At 68.4% G+C, this 14988-nt stretch carries 13 protein-coding genes; 8 read left to right on the top strand and 5 right to left on the bottom strand.

Translation table 11 applies throughout. The annotated features are described in order from the left end of the window. The first annotated feature begins 242 nt into the window (after positions 1 to 242). Entirely contained in the window at positions 243 to 1358 is a 1116-nt protein-coding gene (locus ACWELJ_RS03485; RefSeq protein WP_452364590.1) for a serine hydrolase domain-containing protein, read from the top strand. A 120-nt stretch (positions 1359 to 1478) separates the two neighbouring features. Continuing rightward, positions 1479 to 1805 (top strand): hypothetical protein, encoded by a 327-nt coding sequence (locus ACWELJ_RS03480; protein ID WP_452364589.1) that lies wholly within the window; start codon positions 1479 to 1481, stop codon positions 1803 to 1805. A gap of 64 nt (positions 1806 to 1869) precedes the next feature. Here the strand turns inward: ACWELJ_RS03480 and ACWELJ_RS03475 are convergent, their stop codons facing one another. Continuing rightward, complete coding sequence (locus ACWELJ_RS03475; RefSeq protein WP_452364588.1) at positions 1870 to 2925, bottom strand: ParB/Srx family N-terminal domain-containing protein; 1056 nt, start codon at positions 2923 to 2925, stop codon at positions 1870 to 1872. 262 nt (positions 2926 to 3187) lie between these two features. Here ACWELJ_RS03475 and ACWELJ_RS03470 point away from each other — a divergent pair, with 262 nt between their 5' ends. Next, entirely contained in the window at positions 3188 to 5140 is a 1953-nt protein-coding gene (locus tag ACWELJ_RS03470; RefSeq protein WP_452364587.1) for an MFS transporter, read from the top strand. A 30-nt stretch (positions 5141 to 5170) separates the two neighbouring features. Here ACWELJ_RS03470 and ilvD read toward each other — a convergent pair whose 3' ends face one another. Then, on the bottom strand, positions 5171 to 7024 hold the full coding sequence (ilvD, locus tag ACWELJ_RS03465) for a dihydroxy-acid dehydratase (protein ID WP_452364586.1): 1854 nt from the start codon (positions 7022 to 7024) through the stop codon (positions 5171 to 5173). Positions 7025 to 7137: 113 nt separating this feature from the next. Between ilvD and ACWELJ_RS03460 the strand changes: the two genes are divergently transcribed. Next, positions 7138 to 7734, top strand: a complete 597-nt coding sequence (locus ACWELJ_RS03460; protein WP_452364585.1) for a TetR family transcriptional regulator — start codon at positions 7138 to 7140, stop codon at positions 7732 to 7734. Here the strand turns inward: ACWELJ_RS03460 and ACWELJ_RS03455 are convergent. Then, positions 7731 to 8591 (bottom strand): NAD-dependent protein deacetylase, encoded by an 861-nt coding sequence (locus tag ACWELJ_RS03455; RefSeq protein ID WP_452364584.1) that lies wholly within the window; start codon positions 8589 to 8591, stop codon positions 7731 to 7733. The two genes, ACWELJ_RS03460 and ACWELJ_RS03455, sit on opposite strands and share 4 nt — an antisense overlap. 125 nt (positions 8592 to 8716) lie before the next feature. Here ACWELJ_RS03455 and ACWELJ_RS03450 point away from each other — a divergent pair, with 125 nt between their 5' ends. After that, complete coding sequence (locus ACWELJ_RS03450) at positions 8717 to 9508, top strand: SDR family oxidoreductase (RefSeq protein ID WP_452364583.1); 792 nt, start codon at positions 8717 to 8719, stop codon at positions 9506 to 9508. An 18-nt stretch (positions 9509 to 9526) separates the two neighbouring features. Here ACWELJ_RS03450 and ACWELJ_RS03445 read toward each other — a convergent pair whose 3' ends face one another. Next, entirely contained in the window at positions 9527 to 10531 is a 1005-nt protein-coding gene (locus ACWELJ_RS03445; protein WP_452364582.1) for a 1-aminocyclopropane-1-carboxylate deaminase/D-cysteine desulfhydrase, read from the bottom strand. Between the two features lie 115 nt (positions 10532 to 10646). On the opposite strand from ACWELJ_RS03445, the gene ACWELJ_RS03440 reads away from it, so the two are divergent. Further along, positions 10647 to 11510, top strand: a complete 864-nt coding sequence (locus ACWELJ_RS03440) for an SDR family oxidoreductase (RefSeq protein WP_452364581.1) — start codon at positions 10647 to 10649, stop codon at positions 11508 to 11510. 22 nt (positions 11511 to 11532) lie between these two features. Further along, positions 11533 to 12834, top strand: a complete 1302-nt coding sequence (locus tag ACWELJ_RS03435) for a phytoene desaturase family protein (protein WP_452364580.1) — start codon at positions 11533 to 11535, stop codon at positions 12832 to 12834. Between the two features lie 12 nt (positions 12835 to 12846). Here ACWELJ_RS03435 and ACWELJ_RS03430 read toward each other — a convergent pair whose 3' ends face one another. Then, positions 12847 to 13494 carry a TetR/AcrR family transcriptional regulator gene (locus ACWELJ_RS03430; RefSeq protein ID WP_452364579.1) on the bottom strand — a complete coding sequence of 216 codons (648 nt, stop codon included), beginning with the start codon at positions 13492 to 13494 and terminating at the stop codon, positions 12847 to 12849. A 70-nt stretch (positions 13495 to 13564) separates the two neighbouring features. On the opposite strand from ACWELJ_RS03430, the gene ACWELJ_RS03425 reads away from it, so the two are divergent. Next, positions 13565 to 14983 carry a cytochrome P450 gene (locus ACWELJ_RS03425; RefSeq protein WP_452364578.1) on the top strand — a complete coding sequence of 473 codons (1419 nt, stop codon included), beginning with the start codon at positions 13565 to 13567 and terminating at the stop codon, positions 14981 to 14983. Positions 14984 to 14988: the final 5 nt, after the last annotated feature.

The raw sequence follows: 14988 nt of genomic DNA, 5'->3' as shown, positions 1-14988 counted from the left end.
TGAGAGCGGGGATGATCATTTGCGAATAGCACTGTTCACCGACCGGCGGCGGGTCGCATGCCCCGGGTTTTCGGGGCCGCGATTCGGGCCCGAAAACCGGGCCGCGCGGGTTATGGATCGGGGGTCGTGGCTATGGTCCGGCCGCCGGCGTAGATTCTGGTGAACGCTGCTCAGCCCGTCTTCTTCGGCGAAGGGACCCGGTGATGAGTGTGTCTGCTCGATGGCGCGCAGGTACGGGGCTGATGGTCGCGCTCTGCCTGGTCGCCGGGGCGTGCGGGTCGGATCGGGACGCGGGCTCCGGCACGCCGGCTCCGCCATCGAAGGAAGCCGTACGGATCACCGACATCGTCCGCGCGAAACTGGGCGAGCTCGATCTCACCGCGGCGGTGTTCGGCGCCTGGCGCGACGGCAAGGAAGTGGTGGTCGGCGCGGTCGGCGACTCGCCGCTCGGTGTTCCGGCGACCGCCGATATGCAATTGCGGGTGGGGCAGCCGATGGAACCGATGCTGTCGACCGTGCTCTGGCGGTTGGACGGCAACGGCGTGCTGAAGATGGATGAGCCCATTGCTCGCTGGCTGCCGAATTTCCCGCGCGCCGAACGCATTACTCCCAGAATGCTCGCGAACAGCACCTCCGGAATCTCGGATTATGTCACCGATCCGGAATTCCTGAAACGATTCGGCGACAACCCATTTCATACCTGGACCGCCCAGGAGCTGTTCGATCTGGCCAATGCCCGCCCGCCGCTGTTCGACCCGGGCGCGAGTTTCGCCTACGCCCACAGCGATCTGGTCGTGCTCGGTGAAGTCCTGCAGAAGGCGTCGGGAAAGCCCTTGGGCGAGCTGATATCCCAATATGTGCTGGACCCGCTCGGCATGAAGGAGAGCAAGGTGATGCTCACCGCCCGGATGGACGAGCCGATCCTGCACGGCTACACCGATGAACGAAAGATGTTCGAGGACGCCACTTTCTGGAATCCGACCGCGTTCCTGCACAGCGGCAATATGAATTCCACCGTCACCGAGGTCGGCCGCTGGGTTCGTGCCCTGGGTAAGGGAGAACTGCTCCCCGCGGACCGGTTTCAGCAGATGATGGCCCCGTCGACCGCCGGGCTCGGTCCGCTCACCGCCCAGAAGTACTTCGCTTTCGGCGTCCCGCACCTGGGTGATTGGCTGTTCATGAACCCGTCCTACGGCGGCTACAACGGAGTCGCCTTCTACGACACCGAGACCGCCACCACCGTCGTCGTCTACGCCACCCTGGGCGCCACCGCGGACGCCGGCAAGGACAACGCGATCCCCATCGGTACGGCCATCGCCACCCTCCTGGTCCCGGACCGCCCACCCCCGATTCCCTGATCGAACAGCGCAATTCCGAATAAAGGACATTCCTCCGCAATATTCGATTGTTTTGTTTTCCGTAACAAGTAGCGCCAGAATGCGATTTGCTCGAGGACAACACCAATTCAGGAGGTCGGAATGCTCTCTGCGAAGCGGCTTGCTGCCAGTGCCGTCGTGACCACCGCGGCCGCGGGCCTAGTGCTCGCCGGTGGTGGAACGGCTCAGGCCGACGATGTGCCGGTGTGGCAGGCGAATTGCCACCTGTACAACATTTTCAACACCGGTGGAATGTCCAATTGCGAGTTGCCGACCTGGCATCAGGTGAAGCTCACCTGTGTCGCCTGGCCCGTTCCCTTCACCTACTGGAAGTACGGGCCGATGCAGTACGGGCAGAACCAGTCGTGGGCCAGCTGCGACTCGTTCAACGCGTTGGTGGGCGTCGAGGTCGTCCAGGCCTACCCGTGACATGAGGAAAGCCCTCGGGAACACCGCGAGGCGTCCCCGAGGGCTTTCTCGTGAGCGGCAGCCGTCAGCGGCCGGTACGCAGCCGGTACTCGATCGCGTACCCGAGCTTGCCGGGCTTGGCGTCGGCGTACGGCTTGGAGATCTTGCCGAACTCGCCCTTGTCCTCGGGGCTGCCGCCGTTCCAGGCCGGAAGCACATCGAGCTGCGCGGCGGTCTTGCCCTCGGCCACCACGGCGTTCGGGCCGAGCGCGACCTGCGCCTGGGTGACGGTCTTCAGCGCGGCCAGGTAGGCCGCGAAGTCATTGCGATTCCAGTCGCCGCCGACCTTGTTGTCGCGCATCCACGCGCCCCAGTAGAACTCCTCGAAGGGCAGGGTGCCCTCGTGGAAGCCGATGTCGCGGGCGAAGTACATCATGGAGCGGTACTTGTCGTCGGCGAAGTTGGCCAGGCCCACCGACTTCGGCAGCGCGTTCTCCTTGATGGCGTTGCCGTTGACGTCCTTCAGCCACGTCCAGCCATTGGCCTTCATGGCGTCCCAGAACTTGCCGTCGGGCAGGGTGCTCAGGTTGCCGAGCACGCGCAGCCGCACGTGGGTGTCCGCGCCGCCGTCGGGGGTCTCGAAGAACGAGGTCAGCGTGTGGTGGCCGTCGGTGAGGTACAGCCGGCCCTGGGGGCCGATCACCACGGTCTTCATCGGCGCGATGGAGTCGGGGGTCTCCGAGCCGACCGCCACCTTGCAGGTGAACGAGGACGAATCCTTCAGCTGCGCACCCGGGTTCACGGTGGCGGCGGCGACCTGGCCGTTGGCCTCGCACCAGTCGTCGAACTTCTTGTTCACCGCGTCCTTGCCGAGCGTGTAGCGGCCCAGCTTGTAGAACACCTCGTCGTAGCCCAGTGACGGCTGCGTGGGCAGCACATCACCGATGCGGACGTCGACCAGATCGTCGGTCTTGGCGCACAGGTACACCGCGCCGGGGGTGGACCGCTGGTCGTGGTCGCAGAAGGAGGGCCGCTCGCCCGGGTCTCCGGGAGCGGCGACCGCGACGGCACTGGTCAGAGCCATCAGCGCGCCCGCGAACGCGGCGACCAGACGGCCCCGCGTGACGGTGGTGTTCGACATCGAATCCTCGAATTCATGCAGTGATACAAGCCGCATTACCGTGACCAGCGTCGATGACCGGCCCGCGATGTCCCGACGGCCAGATGCTGTTGTCTCGGCCAACAATTGGTGAACGGGCGCGCCCCGGGTGTGCGGCCGCTGAGTCCGATAACAGTGATCCACATCACTCATGACCGCTACCCTGTTGTCACCCGGTTGCTCGCGCCGCGATCCAAGGGCCTGTGGCTGCGCGAAATGCCGTGGAGAGAAAGGCGTCTCGAACATGAGCAGCACACCGACCGCGGTGCCTCCGGCCGCGGAATTCCCCCCGCCGACGCTGGTCACCGGACTCTGGCGGCGCAAGCTCCCGCACTATCCGGAAACGCCCGCCCGGTCCTGGTACCTCTTCCTGGTCGTCGTGGTGTCCGTCGCGCTGTACTACCAGCTGTTCGTCTCGGGCGCGGTCGGCAACCAGCTGATCGCCGACTTCCACCTGACCTTCCGCTACTTCGTCGGAATCTTCATCATCGGCGCGGCTTTCGGCGCCGCGGCCTCGGTGGTGACCGGCGCCCTGGACCGCTGGGGCCGCGCCAATATCGTCGCCTACGGCACCGTCGTCACCTCGCTGCTGACCCTGTTCGCGCAGCCGCAGTGCACGACCAAGGAATCGTTCCTGGCCATCTACTGCGTCATCAGCATCGTCGAGGGCGCGGTGCTGGTGGCCACGCCGGCGCTGGTGCGCGACTTCTCCCCGCAGCTGGATCGCGCCTCGGCCATGGGCTTCTGGACCCTCGGTCCGGTGCTGGGCGCGCTGGTCACCACCGAGATCTCCACGCACACCCTGGACGCGCACCCGGACTGGCAGTATCACTACCGGCTCTCCGGCGTCATCTGCACGGTGATCTCCATCGTCGGGTTGATCGGCCTGCGCGAGCTCAGCCCCCGGCTGCGGGACCAGATCATGGTGTCGCTGCGGGACAAGGCGCTGATCGAGGCGCGGGCGCGCGGACTGGATGTCGATGCGCTGGAACGCAATCAGTGGAAGCAGATGATGCACCTCGACATCGTCGGCTCGGCGCTGGCCATCTCGATCTTCCTGGCGTTCTTCTACACGATCGTGTCGTTCCTGCCGGTCTATATGGCGACCAATTTCGGATTCACCGCCGCCCAGGCCAACGCGCTGGGCAACTGGTATTGGATCGCCAGCGCCTTCTCCCTGGTGATCACCGGCATCGTGTCGGACAAGCTGAAGGTCCGCAAACCGTTCATGGTGTTCGGCGCGATCATCAGCATCATCGGGACCTTCGTATTCCTCAGCTACACCGACAAACCCGGTACCGACTACTACACCTTCGCGATCGTCATGAGCTTCACCGCGGTCGGCAGCGGCATCGCCTACTCCACCTGGATGGCGAGCTTCACCGAGACCGTGGAGAAGCGGAACCCGGCGGCCACCGCGGTCGGGCTCGCGGTCTGGGGCGGCGTACTGCGCACGGTGGTGACGTTCGTGCTGCTGGGGCTGCTGCTGGTGGTCACCGCGGCGGGCACGCTGGTCAACTACGGGCCGCGGCTGCAGACCATCAACGCCAAGTACCACGACGAGATCGCGACCATCCAAACGGTGGGCGCGGACACTCTCACGGCTCTCGGCAAGGATCCCAACGACATCGGAGCACAGGTCGCGGCGCTGGTGAAGCTGACCGGGGACTCCCCGGCCGACATCAAGACCACCGTCGAGCTCAACGCCAAGTACCCCGAGGAACTGGCCACCCTGCAGGCCATCGATCAGAAGGTGCTGGTCAAACTCCTGACCGACCCGAACGACAAGGCGGCCCAGGCCACCGCGGTCGGGCAGGTCGCCCAGAAGTTCTCGATCCCGCCGGATCAGGCCGGAGCCCGGATCGCCGCGGCCGGGAAGGTACCCGTCGACCAGCTGGCGGTGGCCTCCCAGACCGGCCCGGCCCTGACCGCCGCCAGCGCGAAACTCAAGGCCGTGAGCGCGATCCCCGCCGACGACCTGGCCTACCTGTCCGAGCACGGCAAGGAAGTCCAGCAGGCGCAGCAGGATTCACCGAAGCAGTGGAAGACCTGGTGGTGGATCTGCCTGATCGCCCAGATCTGCTTCATCCCGTTCGTGTTCATCATGGCCGGGCACTGGAGCCCGAAGAAGGCCGCGGAGGAGGCCGCCGAACACGACGAGGCCGTCCAGCGCGAGCTGGCGACACTGCCGCAGTGAGAGGTCGGCCGGCACCGCCGCAGTGAGGCCTCAGCCGGGGAGCAGCGTGGTGTCGCGCACCGCTCCCCGGTCCGCCGAGGTGGCCAGCAGCGCATAGGTTTTGAGCGCCGGGGAGACCTGCCGGTCGCGGTGCCGCGGCCGGTAGCCGCCGTTCGCCTCCAATTCCGCGCGCCGCCTGGCCAACTCGGCGTCGGGCACGTCCATGGTGAGCGTCCGGGACGGGATGTCGATGGTGATCGAGTCGCCGTCGCGCACCAGCGCCAGCGGTCCGCCCGCCGCGGCCTCGGGGGAGATGTGCCCGATCGAGCAGCCGGAGGAACCGCCCGAGAAGCGGCCGTCGGTGATCAGCGCGCATTCCCCGGCCAGGCCCAGGCCCTTCAGATACGAGGTCGGATACAGCATCTCCTGCATGCCCGGCCCGCCGCTGGGACCCTCGTAGCGGATGACGAGCACATCGCCGGACGTGATCCGGCCCGAGAGGATCGCCTCGACGGCGTCTTCCTGTGACTCCACCACCAGGGCCGGTCCGGTGAAGGTGTGCATGTGCGCGGCCACGCCCGCGGACTTCACCACCGCGCCGCCGGGGGACAGGTTGCCGCGCAACACCGCCAGCCCGCCGTCGCGGGAGAAGGCGTGTGCCACATCGTGAATGCACCCCTGGGCCGCGTCCACGTCGAGGGAATGCCACCGCTCGGACTGGGAGAACGCGGTGGCGGACCGCTGGCCGCCCGGGGCGGCGTGGAACAGGTCGAGCGCCGCCGCGGAGGGCCGGCCCCCGCGCACATCCCAGTCGCCGAGCCACGCGTCGAGTGAATCCGCGTGCACCGCACGCACATCGCGGTGCAGCAGCCCCGCCCGGTCGAGCTCGCCCAGCAGCGCGGGGATGCCGCCCGCGCGGTGCACGTCCTCCATCAGGTACTCGCCGTTGGGAGCGACTTTGCACAGGCACGGCACCCGCAGCGACATCTTCTCGATATCGGTGAGCGTGTAGTCCAGCCCCGCCTCGTGCGCGGCCGCCAGCAGGTGCAGGACGGTGTTGGTGGATCCGCCCATGGCCAGGTCCAGGGCCATGGCGTTGTCGAAGGCGTCGCGGGAGGCGATGTTCCGGGGCAGGACGCCCGCGTCGTCCGCGTCGTAGTAGCGGCGGGTCAGCTCCATCACCGTGCGCCCGGCGTCGCGGTACAGCTCGGCGCGGGCGGTGTGGGTGGCCAGGGTGGTGCCGTTGCCGGGCAGGGCCAGGCCCAGCGCCTCGGTCAGGCAGTTCATCGAATTGGCGGTGAACATGCCCGCGCAGGAGCCGCAGGTGGGGCAGGCGTTCTCCTCGATGAGCGCGAGATCGGCGTCGGAGACATCCGGGGAGACCGCGTCGGCCATGGTGGTGATGAGGTCCAGGCGGCTGCGCACGGTGCCGTCGACCAGCACCGCGCTGCCGCCCTCCATGGGTCCGCCGGAGACGAACACCGTCGGGATGTTCAGCCGCAGCGTGGCCATCAGCATGCCCGGGGTGATCTTGTCGCAGTTGGAGATGCACACCAGCGCGTCGGCGCAGTGCGCGTTCACCATGTACTCGATCGAATCCGCGATCAGGTCCCGCGACGGCAGCGAGTACAGCATTCCGCTGTGCCCCATGGCGATTCCGTCGTCCACGGCGATGGTGTTGAACTCGCGCGGGATGCCGCCCGCGGCCCGCACCGCCTCGGACACCATCCGCCCGACCGGCTGCAGGTGGGTGTGACCGGGCACGAATTCGGTGAAGCTGTTCGCGATCGCGACCACCGGCTTGCGGCCGATATCGGCCGATGGGACCCCGCTGGCCCGCATGAGCGCGCGGGCCCCCGCCATGTTCCGACCGTGTGTGACCGTGCGTGAGCGCAACTCGGGCACGACGCCACCTCCTGCTCCACCTCGACCATTCGCAACCAAACGGTTGCAACTGAATGGTTGGAGTTTGCCACAGCCGCGAGCCCAACCGCAACCGTGCGGTTGGAGATGGTTGGATGGACCCCATGGCGTGGGATACCGAGAGAACCAGACGACTGCTGCTCGAGGCGGCCGTCCACGAGTTCGCCGAACGCGGACCCGACGGCGCCCGGGTCAATGCCATCGCGACCCGCGCGGGCATCAACAAGGAACGCATCTACCAGTACTTCGGCGACAAACGCGGCCTGTTCGAAGCGGTCCTCACCGACCAGCTCGAACAGCTCGCCGCCGCCAGCCCGCTCACCGCCGACAAGGCGGGGGACCTGGCCGAGTACGCCGGGCACGTCTTCGACTTCCACCGCACCCATCCCCAGTTCCTGCGCCTCATGTACTGGGAAGGGCTACAACCGCAGGAGGGCCGCCTGCCCGCTGAATCGGCGCGCGCCTCGCACTACGCGGAGAAGGTGGCCGCGCTGGCCGCCGCCCAGCGAGACGGGACCCTCCCCGACGAGGTCGCCCCCGGTTACCTGCTGTACGCGGTCGCGGCCCTCGCCGCCTGGTGGTTCGCGGCCCCGCAGGTGGTCCGCATGATCCTGGGTCCGGACACCGACGACCCGGACGCACTGCGGGCAGCCCTGGTCAGCCTGGTGCGACGGCTCGAGGTGCGGAACTAGCTCAGCGCCATGCTTCGGTCCGGTGCGAGCGCGTCCGCGAGGGCGCTCAGGACCGGGGCGCAGCCGGTGTCGAGGGTCAGGGCCGCGAGGTCGTCGGCGCGGGTGCGGCCGCGATTGAGGATGATGACCGGGCGGCCGGACTTGGCGGTGCGGCGGGCGAAGCGCAGGCCCGACATGACCGTCAGCGAGGAGCCGACGACCAGCAGGGCGTCGGCGTCGTCGACCAGTTCGAACGAGGCGGTGACGCGGGGCTTGGGGACGGACTCGCCGAAGTAGACGATGTCGGGTTTGAGGAGTCCACCGCAGGTCAGGCAGTCGACCATGCGGAAGGACGCGGTGTCGGCCACCACCGCGTCGGCGTCGGGGGCGACCTCGAGGCCGTCGAGCGGAACCGATTCGGCGAAGCCGGGATTGGCGGCCTCGAGGCGGTCGGCCAGAGTCATGCGGGAGGTCAGGGCCTCGCAGGACAGGCAGCGGACGCGGGCGTAGACGCCGTGCAGATCGATCACCCGGCGATGGCCCGCCTTGGTGTGCAGCAGGTCCACGTTCTGGGTGAGCAGCCCGGTCACCACGCCCGCGCGTTCCAGCCGGGCCAGCGCGTGATGCGACGGGTTCGGCCGGGCCGCGTCCATACGCCGCCAGCCGACATGATTGCGGGCCCAATACCGTTGGCGGAACACCGGATCGCCGACGAACTGCTGATAGGTCATCGGCGTGCGAGGCGGCGCCCCGGGGCTGCGGTAGTCGGGGATGCCGCTGTCGGTGGAGATGCCCGCGCCGGTCAGCACCGCGACGCGGCGGCCGGAGACCAGCTCCAGCAGTCGCTCGATCTGCTGCGGGGAACCGGGATCGGGCATGCGGCCAGCCTACGACCCGCCCGCGCTGTGCCGCCGGTCACGTCGTGTCACACCCGCGGACGCCGTCTCGTCATCAAGGCAGGACGCCACCACAGCGGCGGCGCGAGACGAAGGAGATGGTCATCATGGCGAAGACGGTTCTGGTCACCGGCGGCACGGGCACCCTGGGCAGCCTGGTCACTCCGCTGCTGCGGCAGGCCGGGCTGGAGGTGCGGGTGCTCAGCCGCGGCGCGCACGAGGCGACCGACGGCATCGAGTTCGTGGCCGGCGACCTGGAGACCGGCGCGGGTATCGCCGAGGCGGTCGCGGGCGTGGACACCGTGCTGCACCTGGCGGGCACCACCAAGGGCGACGGCGACAAGACCCGCGTCCTGGTCGACGCCATCAATGCCGCCGGGGCGTTCCCGCACCTGGTCTTCATCTCGGTGGTGGGCGCGGAGCGGGTCCCGGTGGAGAGCGCGATCGACCGGCAGGTGATGGGCTATATGGCCTCCAAGCGCGACGCCGAACTGGTGGTGGAGAACTCGGGTCTGCCGTGGACCACGCTGCGCGCCACCCAGTTCCACGACCTGCTGTTCACCATGGTGTCGGCCATGGGCAAGATGCCGGTGGTGCCCGCCTTCGACTTCCGCTTCCAGCCCATCGAAACCGGTGAGGTGGCAGCGCGATTGGTGGAACTGGTGCAGGGTGAGCCCGCCGGGCTGGTCGAGGAGATCGGCGGCCCGCGCATCTACACCATGAAGGAACTCGAGCGCAGCTACCTGGCGGCCACCGGCCGTCGCCGCCCGGTGTTCACCGTGAAGGCCCCCGGCAAGGCGGCCCGGGTGTACGCGACGGGCGCGAACCTCACCCCCGAGCACGCCGTGGGGCAGCGCACCTGGGAGGACTTCCTGGCCGCCAAGCTGGCCACCGCGTGAGGGACGCGAAAACCGGTGTCAGCGTGGTCCGTTGGTGTTGAGATACACCACCGGACCGGCGCCGAACCGGCCGTGCGCGTTCATGTCCAGCAGCGCCGCCATGGCCTTGGCGGTGTAGACCGGTTCCAGGGTCATGTGCTCCCGATCGGCCGAGAGTGCCTGCGCGGTAGCGGCTTCCGGCATCGGATAGCCGTAGCCCGGGCCCAGATACTCGGTGACGACATCCAGATTGCCTGCTGGGGAGACGTTCTCGGGAATTCGCGCCCCGCGCGAGCGCAGCAGCTTCGCGCAGCGCCCGGCCAGCGCGGTCAGCGTCGGCTCGTCCAGTCGCAGCGTGTCGTTGACGACCACGCCCACCACGTGGGTCTTCAGCCCGGCCAGCCGCAACCCCAGCGACAGTCCCGCCGCCGTCCCGCCGGATCCGACCGGGATCACGATGTGACTCGGCTCCGGCAGTTCCCCGGCCCGCACCTGCTCGGCCAATTCCAGTGCCGCCTCGACGTATCCGAGCGCGCCCACCGCCGAGGACCCGCCCGCCGGCAGGAAGTACGGCGGCCGGAATCCGGTGAAACCCCGGGCCAGCAGATACGGCGCGCTCAGGATGGTCCTGGCCTTGGAATGGGTGAAGTGCAGCTCCGCCCCCGAGGACCGCAGCCGCGCCAACTGGGCGCGCACATGGTCGTCCTCGGGCTGATCAATCAGTGCCAGAACGGTTTTCAGCCCGTGCTCGCGTCCGTAGAGCGCGGTGGCCAGCCCCCAGTTGGTGCCCAGCCCGCCCACCGTGACGATGGTGGTCCGGCGCTGGCGCAGCGCGTCGGGCAGCAGCCATTCCAGTTTGCGCACCTTGTTGCCGCCCCAGCCGCCGTCACCGAACACGCTGTCGTCCTTGAGCCAGATCTCCGCGCCGCCGGAGCATGCGGTGCCCAGGGAGTCGAGTCGTCGCACCGGTGTCGGGGCCGCGCCGAGTTTCAGGTGCGGCAGGGTCGCCTCGAGTTCGGGATGGAGGCGGTACAGGTGCGGCATCACCACTCCAACTTATCGATTGTCCAGTTACCCGGCGAGTGTGGCGGGCAGCACAGGGACGGCCTGTCCCGGCTGCTAACTTCTGAAAAGCTATTAGATACGGCAAGGAGAATTCATGCCTGGTGTAACCGATCGCGTCATCATCGTCACCGGAGCCGGTGGCGGCCTGGGCCGCGAGTACGCGCTGCTGCTGGCCCGCGAGGGCGCGCGGGTCGTGGTCAACGACCTCGGCGGCGCGCGCGACGGCTCGGGATCCGGGCACAATATGGCCGACGCCGTGGTCGAGGAGATCCGCGCGGCCGGCGGCACCGCGGTCGCCAACTACGACAGCGTCGCCACCGAAGAAGGCGCGAAGGCGCTGGTGCAGACCGCGATCGACACCTTCGGCGCGGTGCACGGCGTGGTCAACAACGCGGGCATCCTGCGCGACATGAGCTTCGTGAAGATGACTCCCGAGGCGTTCGAGGCCGTGCAGCGCGTGCACCTGTTCGGCTCGTTCTATGTCACCCACGCCGCCTGGCCGCACTTCCGCGAACAGGGCTTCGGCCGCGTCGTCATGGCCACCTCCACCTCGGGCCTGTACGGCAACTTCGGCCAGGCCAACTACGGCGCCGCCAAGATGGGCCTGGTCGGCATGATGAACACCCTCGCCATCGAGGGCCGCAAGTACGACATCACCGTCAATGCCGTGGCGCCCATGGCCGCCACCCGCATGACCGCCGACATCGCCTCGGAGGCCATGCTCGAGAAGCTGCCGCCCGCCCAGGTCGCCCCGATCGTCGCGCACCTGATGGGCGAGGACTGCACCGACTCCGGCATGGTGCTGGTGGTCGGCGGCGGCTCGGTGCAACGCGCCCAGTTGTTCGCCAACAAGCCCGTGTTCTTCAGTGAGGTCCCGAGCGTGGATCAGGTGCGGGAGAATTGGACCCGTATTACTGATATGTCCGACGCTCAGCCCGGGGTGAACCCAGCGGGCTGAGCCTGCTCTGAGGAGCCTCGCCATGAGCGAGAACGCGTGGGACGCACTGGTTGTCGGAGCCGGAGCGGGCGGGCTGTGCGCGGCCGCCCGGCTCTCGCACCGGGGCTATCGGACCCTGGTGGCCGAACGTCTCGACCGAGTCGGCGGGCGGGCCTCCACCGCCGAGCTCGACGGATTCACCATCAACACCGGCGCTGTCGTCATCGAACTCGGCGGCATCACCGAACAGACCTTCGAGGAGGTCGGGGCGAAATTCGAAGTGCGCCCGGCGGATCCGCCGATCCTCTATCGGATCAACGGCCGCGACGTGGATGTCTCCAGCGGCGGCTGGGGACTGCTCATCTCCCAGCTCACTCGGCACGGCGCCCAGCTGCTCGGCGGGGTCCGTGCCGAGGGGGAGCCGCCCGACCGGGAACTGTCCACCGCCGATTGGGTGCGCCGCTACACCAAAAACGATGCGGTGCAAGGCATCTTCCGCAATATGTGCGGCTCCATCTTCGCGGTCGGCTCCGAGGAGCTGCCCGCGCGGGTGTTCCTCACCTACTTCACGCGCAAGTCGGCGTTCAAGAGGTTCGGCTTCTGCCCCGAGGGCACCATCGGCATCTGGAAGGCCCTCGCGGAGGTGGTGGAGCGCAATGGGGGAGCGGTCCGGCTCGGCAGCGAGGTGCGGCAACTGCACGTCGAGGGCGATCGGATCACCGGGGCGCGGATCAGTCACGACGGCGAGATCTCGGATATCACCTGCGCTGTCGCGGTCAGTGACATCGGGCCGTCGGCGACCATGGATCTGGTCGGGCCCGAGCACTTCCCGTCGGACTATGTGGGCCGCGTGCTCCAGCGCGACCTGCCCTGCGCCATGATCTCGGTCAACTTCGCCAGCCGCGAACCGCTGATCGAGGCGCCCGGACTGCTCAGCTTCGCCCGCACCCGGCGGCTGTGCTACGTCGCCAACTTCACCGCCACCTGCCCGGAGATGGCGCCGGAGGGCTGGCATCTGTATGTCGGTGCGGGCGTGCCCAAACCCTCGGTCGGCGACTTCGATCCCGAGGCCGAGACCGCGCTCGTGCTCCAGGACCTGCGCGAGGAGATCCCGGGCTTCGAGCAGGCCCGCATCCTGTCCATCGCGGTCACCCGCGACGACTGGCCACCCCAGCGCGCCGTCGCCGGCTACGACCTGCCCCACGACACCCCGATCGCCAACCTCTGGAATGTCGGCGACGCGGTCAAGGAGTACGCCAACGGCGGCATCACCGCCTGCATGGAGACGGCGAAGATCGTGGTCGACGAGATAGTGGACAGCGACGCCGGACGTCGCGCGACCTGACCGCGGGAACGCTCAGTCGAGCTGCTCGGTCATGCCGGGCAGCCTGTCCACCATGGCCACCACGTAATCCGCGACGATGCCGATGAGGACCGGTCGCTCCACCTTCAGGCCGCCGTCGAGCCACACCAGGATCAGTTCCGCCGCGCCGCCGGTGATGAGCTGTGCCAGGGCGGTGAGCGCGGTGTCGTCGCCCTCGGGGATGTCGAGCAGCACCCGGGTCTGCTCGATGAGCAGCTCGGCCACCTGCCGCATGCCCTCGAAGCGGCGGCGCATGAGCAGTTCGGACCCGTAGGCCTGGGCGAAGGCGATATTGGCGCGGCGTGGATCGTCGGTGACGGCGATGATCAGCGCCGCCACTCCGGCGCGCAGTTTGGCCTCCGGGTCGCCGGGGGTGTCGGTCATGGCGGTGCGGGCCTGCTCGAGGGCCTCACCCTGCACCTCGTCGAGCAGCGCCGTGGCCAGCGCGTCGAGGTCGGTGAACGATTCGTAGAAGAAACGCGGCCCCACCTTCGCCTGTTCGCACACCCCGCGCACCGTGAGTGCGGCCAGCCCCTGCGTGCCGACGATGTCGAGGGCCGCGTCCAGCAGCCGTCGCCGGCGCTGTTCGCGCCGTTCGTCGGTGGTGGTGCCGCGATAGGTCCCATTGGCAGCTCGCGTCACCCTGTCAGCTTGGCACAGAAATCGGGAAACGACCGTTTACGGAAACTAACGTTTCCGCTACCGTGGAGACATGGCTGTACGAAAAGCCGTGGTGAATCATCGAATTCAATGCCGGGCCGCCGGAGTGCTGCAGCGGTACCCCGCCGCGCCGCAGGCGCTCGCGCCCCCGCCGCCGGGCAGCGGGCTGAAGCCGGTGATGGGGGATTACGGTCCGCCCGGCATCGGTCATCTGCTCAGCACCCTCGCCGATCCGTTGAACTTCAGCCGCGACCGCATGCGCCGGTACGGCCCGGTGCAGTGGATGGGCGTGTTCGGGCGGCAGGTGGTCGGCGTCGTCAGCCCGGCCGCGACCGAGGAGGTCCTGCTCGACCGCCGGCATGTGCTGTCCGCGCAACGCGGCTACGACTTCGTGATCGGCCCGTTCTTCCGCGGCGGAATCCTGTTGCGCGACTTCGAGGAACACGCCTACCACCGCCGCATCCTGCAGCAGGCCTTCACCCGCCCGCGGCTGATCGGCTACCTCGGGCTCACCACCCCGCGCGTCGTGCGGGGCGTCGACTCCTGGCGGCCCGCACCGGATTTCCCGCTCTACGACCACGTCAAGCGACTGCTGCTGGAACAGGCGACCGTGGTCTTCGCGGGTGCGGAACTCGGCCCCGAGGGCACCCGGCTCTCCCGCGCCTTCGAGGACGCCGTGCACGGTGGCCAGGCCATCATCCGCGCGAACCTGCCGGGCGGGGTGTGGAGCCGGGGCCTGCGCGGGCGCAAGGTGCTCGAGGACTACTTCCGGCGTGAGCTGCCCGCCAAGCGGGCCGGCGCCGGCGAGGACCTGTTCAGCGTGCTCTGCCATGCCGAGACCGAGGACGGCGAATCCTTCTCCGACGCCGACATCGTGGACCACATGATCTTCGTGATGATGGCCGCCCACGACACCAGCACCCTGGCCATCTCGATGCTGGCCTACGAGCTGGGCCGGAACCCGCGGTGGCAGGAGCGGTTACGCGAGGAATCGCGGGCGCTGGGCAAGCCCACGCTCGACTATGCCGACCTGGACCGGTTGCCCGCGCTGGAGCTGGCCTTCCGCGAGACCCTGCGCATGTACGCCCCGGTCGGGCAGATGGTGCGAGAAGCCCTGGAGGACACCGAGATCGCGGGGTACTTCATCCCCAAGGGCGCGCTGATCATGGTCGGGCCGTACTCCATGATGCGCAATGCGGAGTATTGGCACAATCCGGACGTCTTCGATCCCGAACGCTTCGATCCCGGCCGCGCGGAGGACAAGTCGCACCGCTTCGCCTGGCCGCCCTTCGGCGGCGGCGCGCACAAGTGCATCGGCAAGTACTTCGGCAGCATGACGGTCAAGGCGACCATGCACCGCATGCTGCTGAACTACCGCTGGAGTGTGCCGGACGGCTACGAGGTACCCCTCGTGCCCAGTACCGGCCCGACTCCGGCGGATGGACTCCCCATCCATCTGCGCCGCCTCTGACGCCG

Source organism: Nocardia sp. NPDC004582 (genome assembly GCF_053602115.1).
Note: the sequence above shows the minus strand (reverse complement) of the source record. Positions and strands in the feature narration are given on the sequence as shown.

Excerpts from the sequence above, each read along its gene's own strand:
- ACWELJ_RS03480 (WP_452364589.1), top strand. The coding sequence starts at position 1,479 with ATGCTCTCTGCGAAGCGGCTTGCTGCCAGTGCCGTCGTGACCACCGCG.
- ACWELJ_RS03435 (WP_452364580.1), top strand. The coding sequence starts at position 11,533 with ATGAGCGAGAACGCGTGGGACGCACTGGTTGTCGGAGCCGGAGCGGGC.
- ACWELJ_RS03475 (WP_452364588.1), bottom strand. The coding sequence starts at position 2,925 with ATGTCGAACACCACCGTCACGCGGGGCCGTCTGGTCGCCGCGTTCGCG.
- ACWELJ_RS03470 (WP_452364587.1), top strand. The coding sequence starts at position 3,188 with ATGAGCAGCACACCGACCGCGGTGCCTCCGGCCGCGGAATTCCCCCCG.
- ACWELJ_RS03450 (WP_452364583.1), top strand. The coding sequence starts at position 8,717 with ATGGCGAAGACGGTTCTGGTCACCGGCGGCACGGGCACCCTGGGCAGC.
- ACWELJ_RS03460 (WP_452364585.1), top strand. The coding sequence starts at position 7,138 with ATGGACCCCATGGCGTGGGATACCGAGAGAACCAGACGACTGCTGCTC.
- ACWELJ_RS03425 (WP_452364578.1), top strand. The coding sequence starts at position 13,565 with ATGGCTGTACGAAAAGCCGTGGTGAATCATCGAATTCAATGCCGGGCC.
- ACWELJ_RS03455 (WP_452364584.1), bottom strand. The coding sequence starts at position 8,591 with ATGCCCGATCCCGGTTCCCCGCAGCAGATCGAGCGACTGCTGGAGCTG.
- ACWELJ_RS03445 (WP_452364582.1), bottom strand. The coding sequence starts at position 10,531 with ATGCCGCACCTGTACCGCCTCCATCCCGAACTCGAGGCGACCCTGCCG.
- ACWELJ_RS03485 (WP_452364590.1), top strand. The coding sequence starts at position 243 with ATGGTCGCGCTCTGCCTGGTCGCCGGGGCGTGCGGGTCGGATCGGGAC.
- ACWELJ_RS03440 (WP_452364581.1), top strand. The coding sequence starts at position 10,647 with ATGCCTGGTGTAACCGATCGCGTCATCATCGTCACCGGAGCCGGTGGC.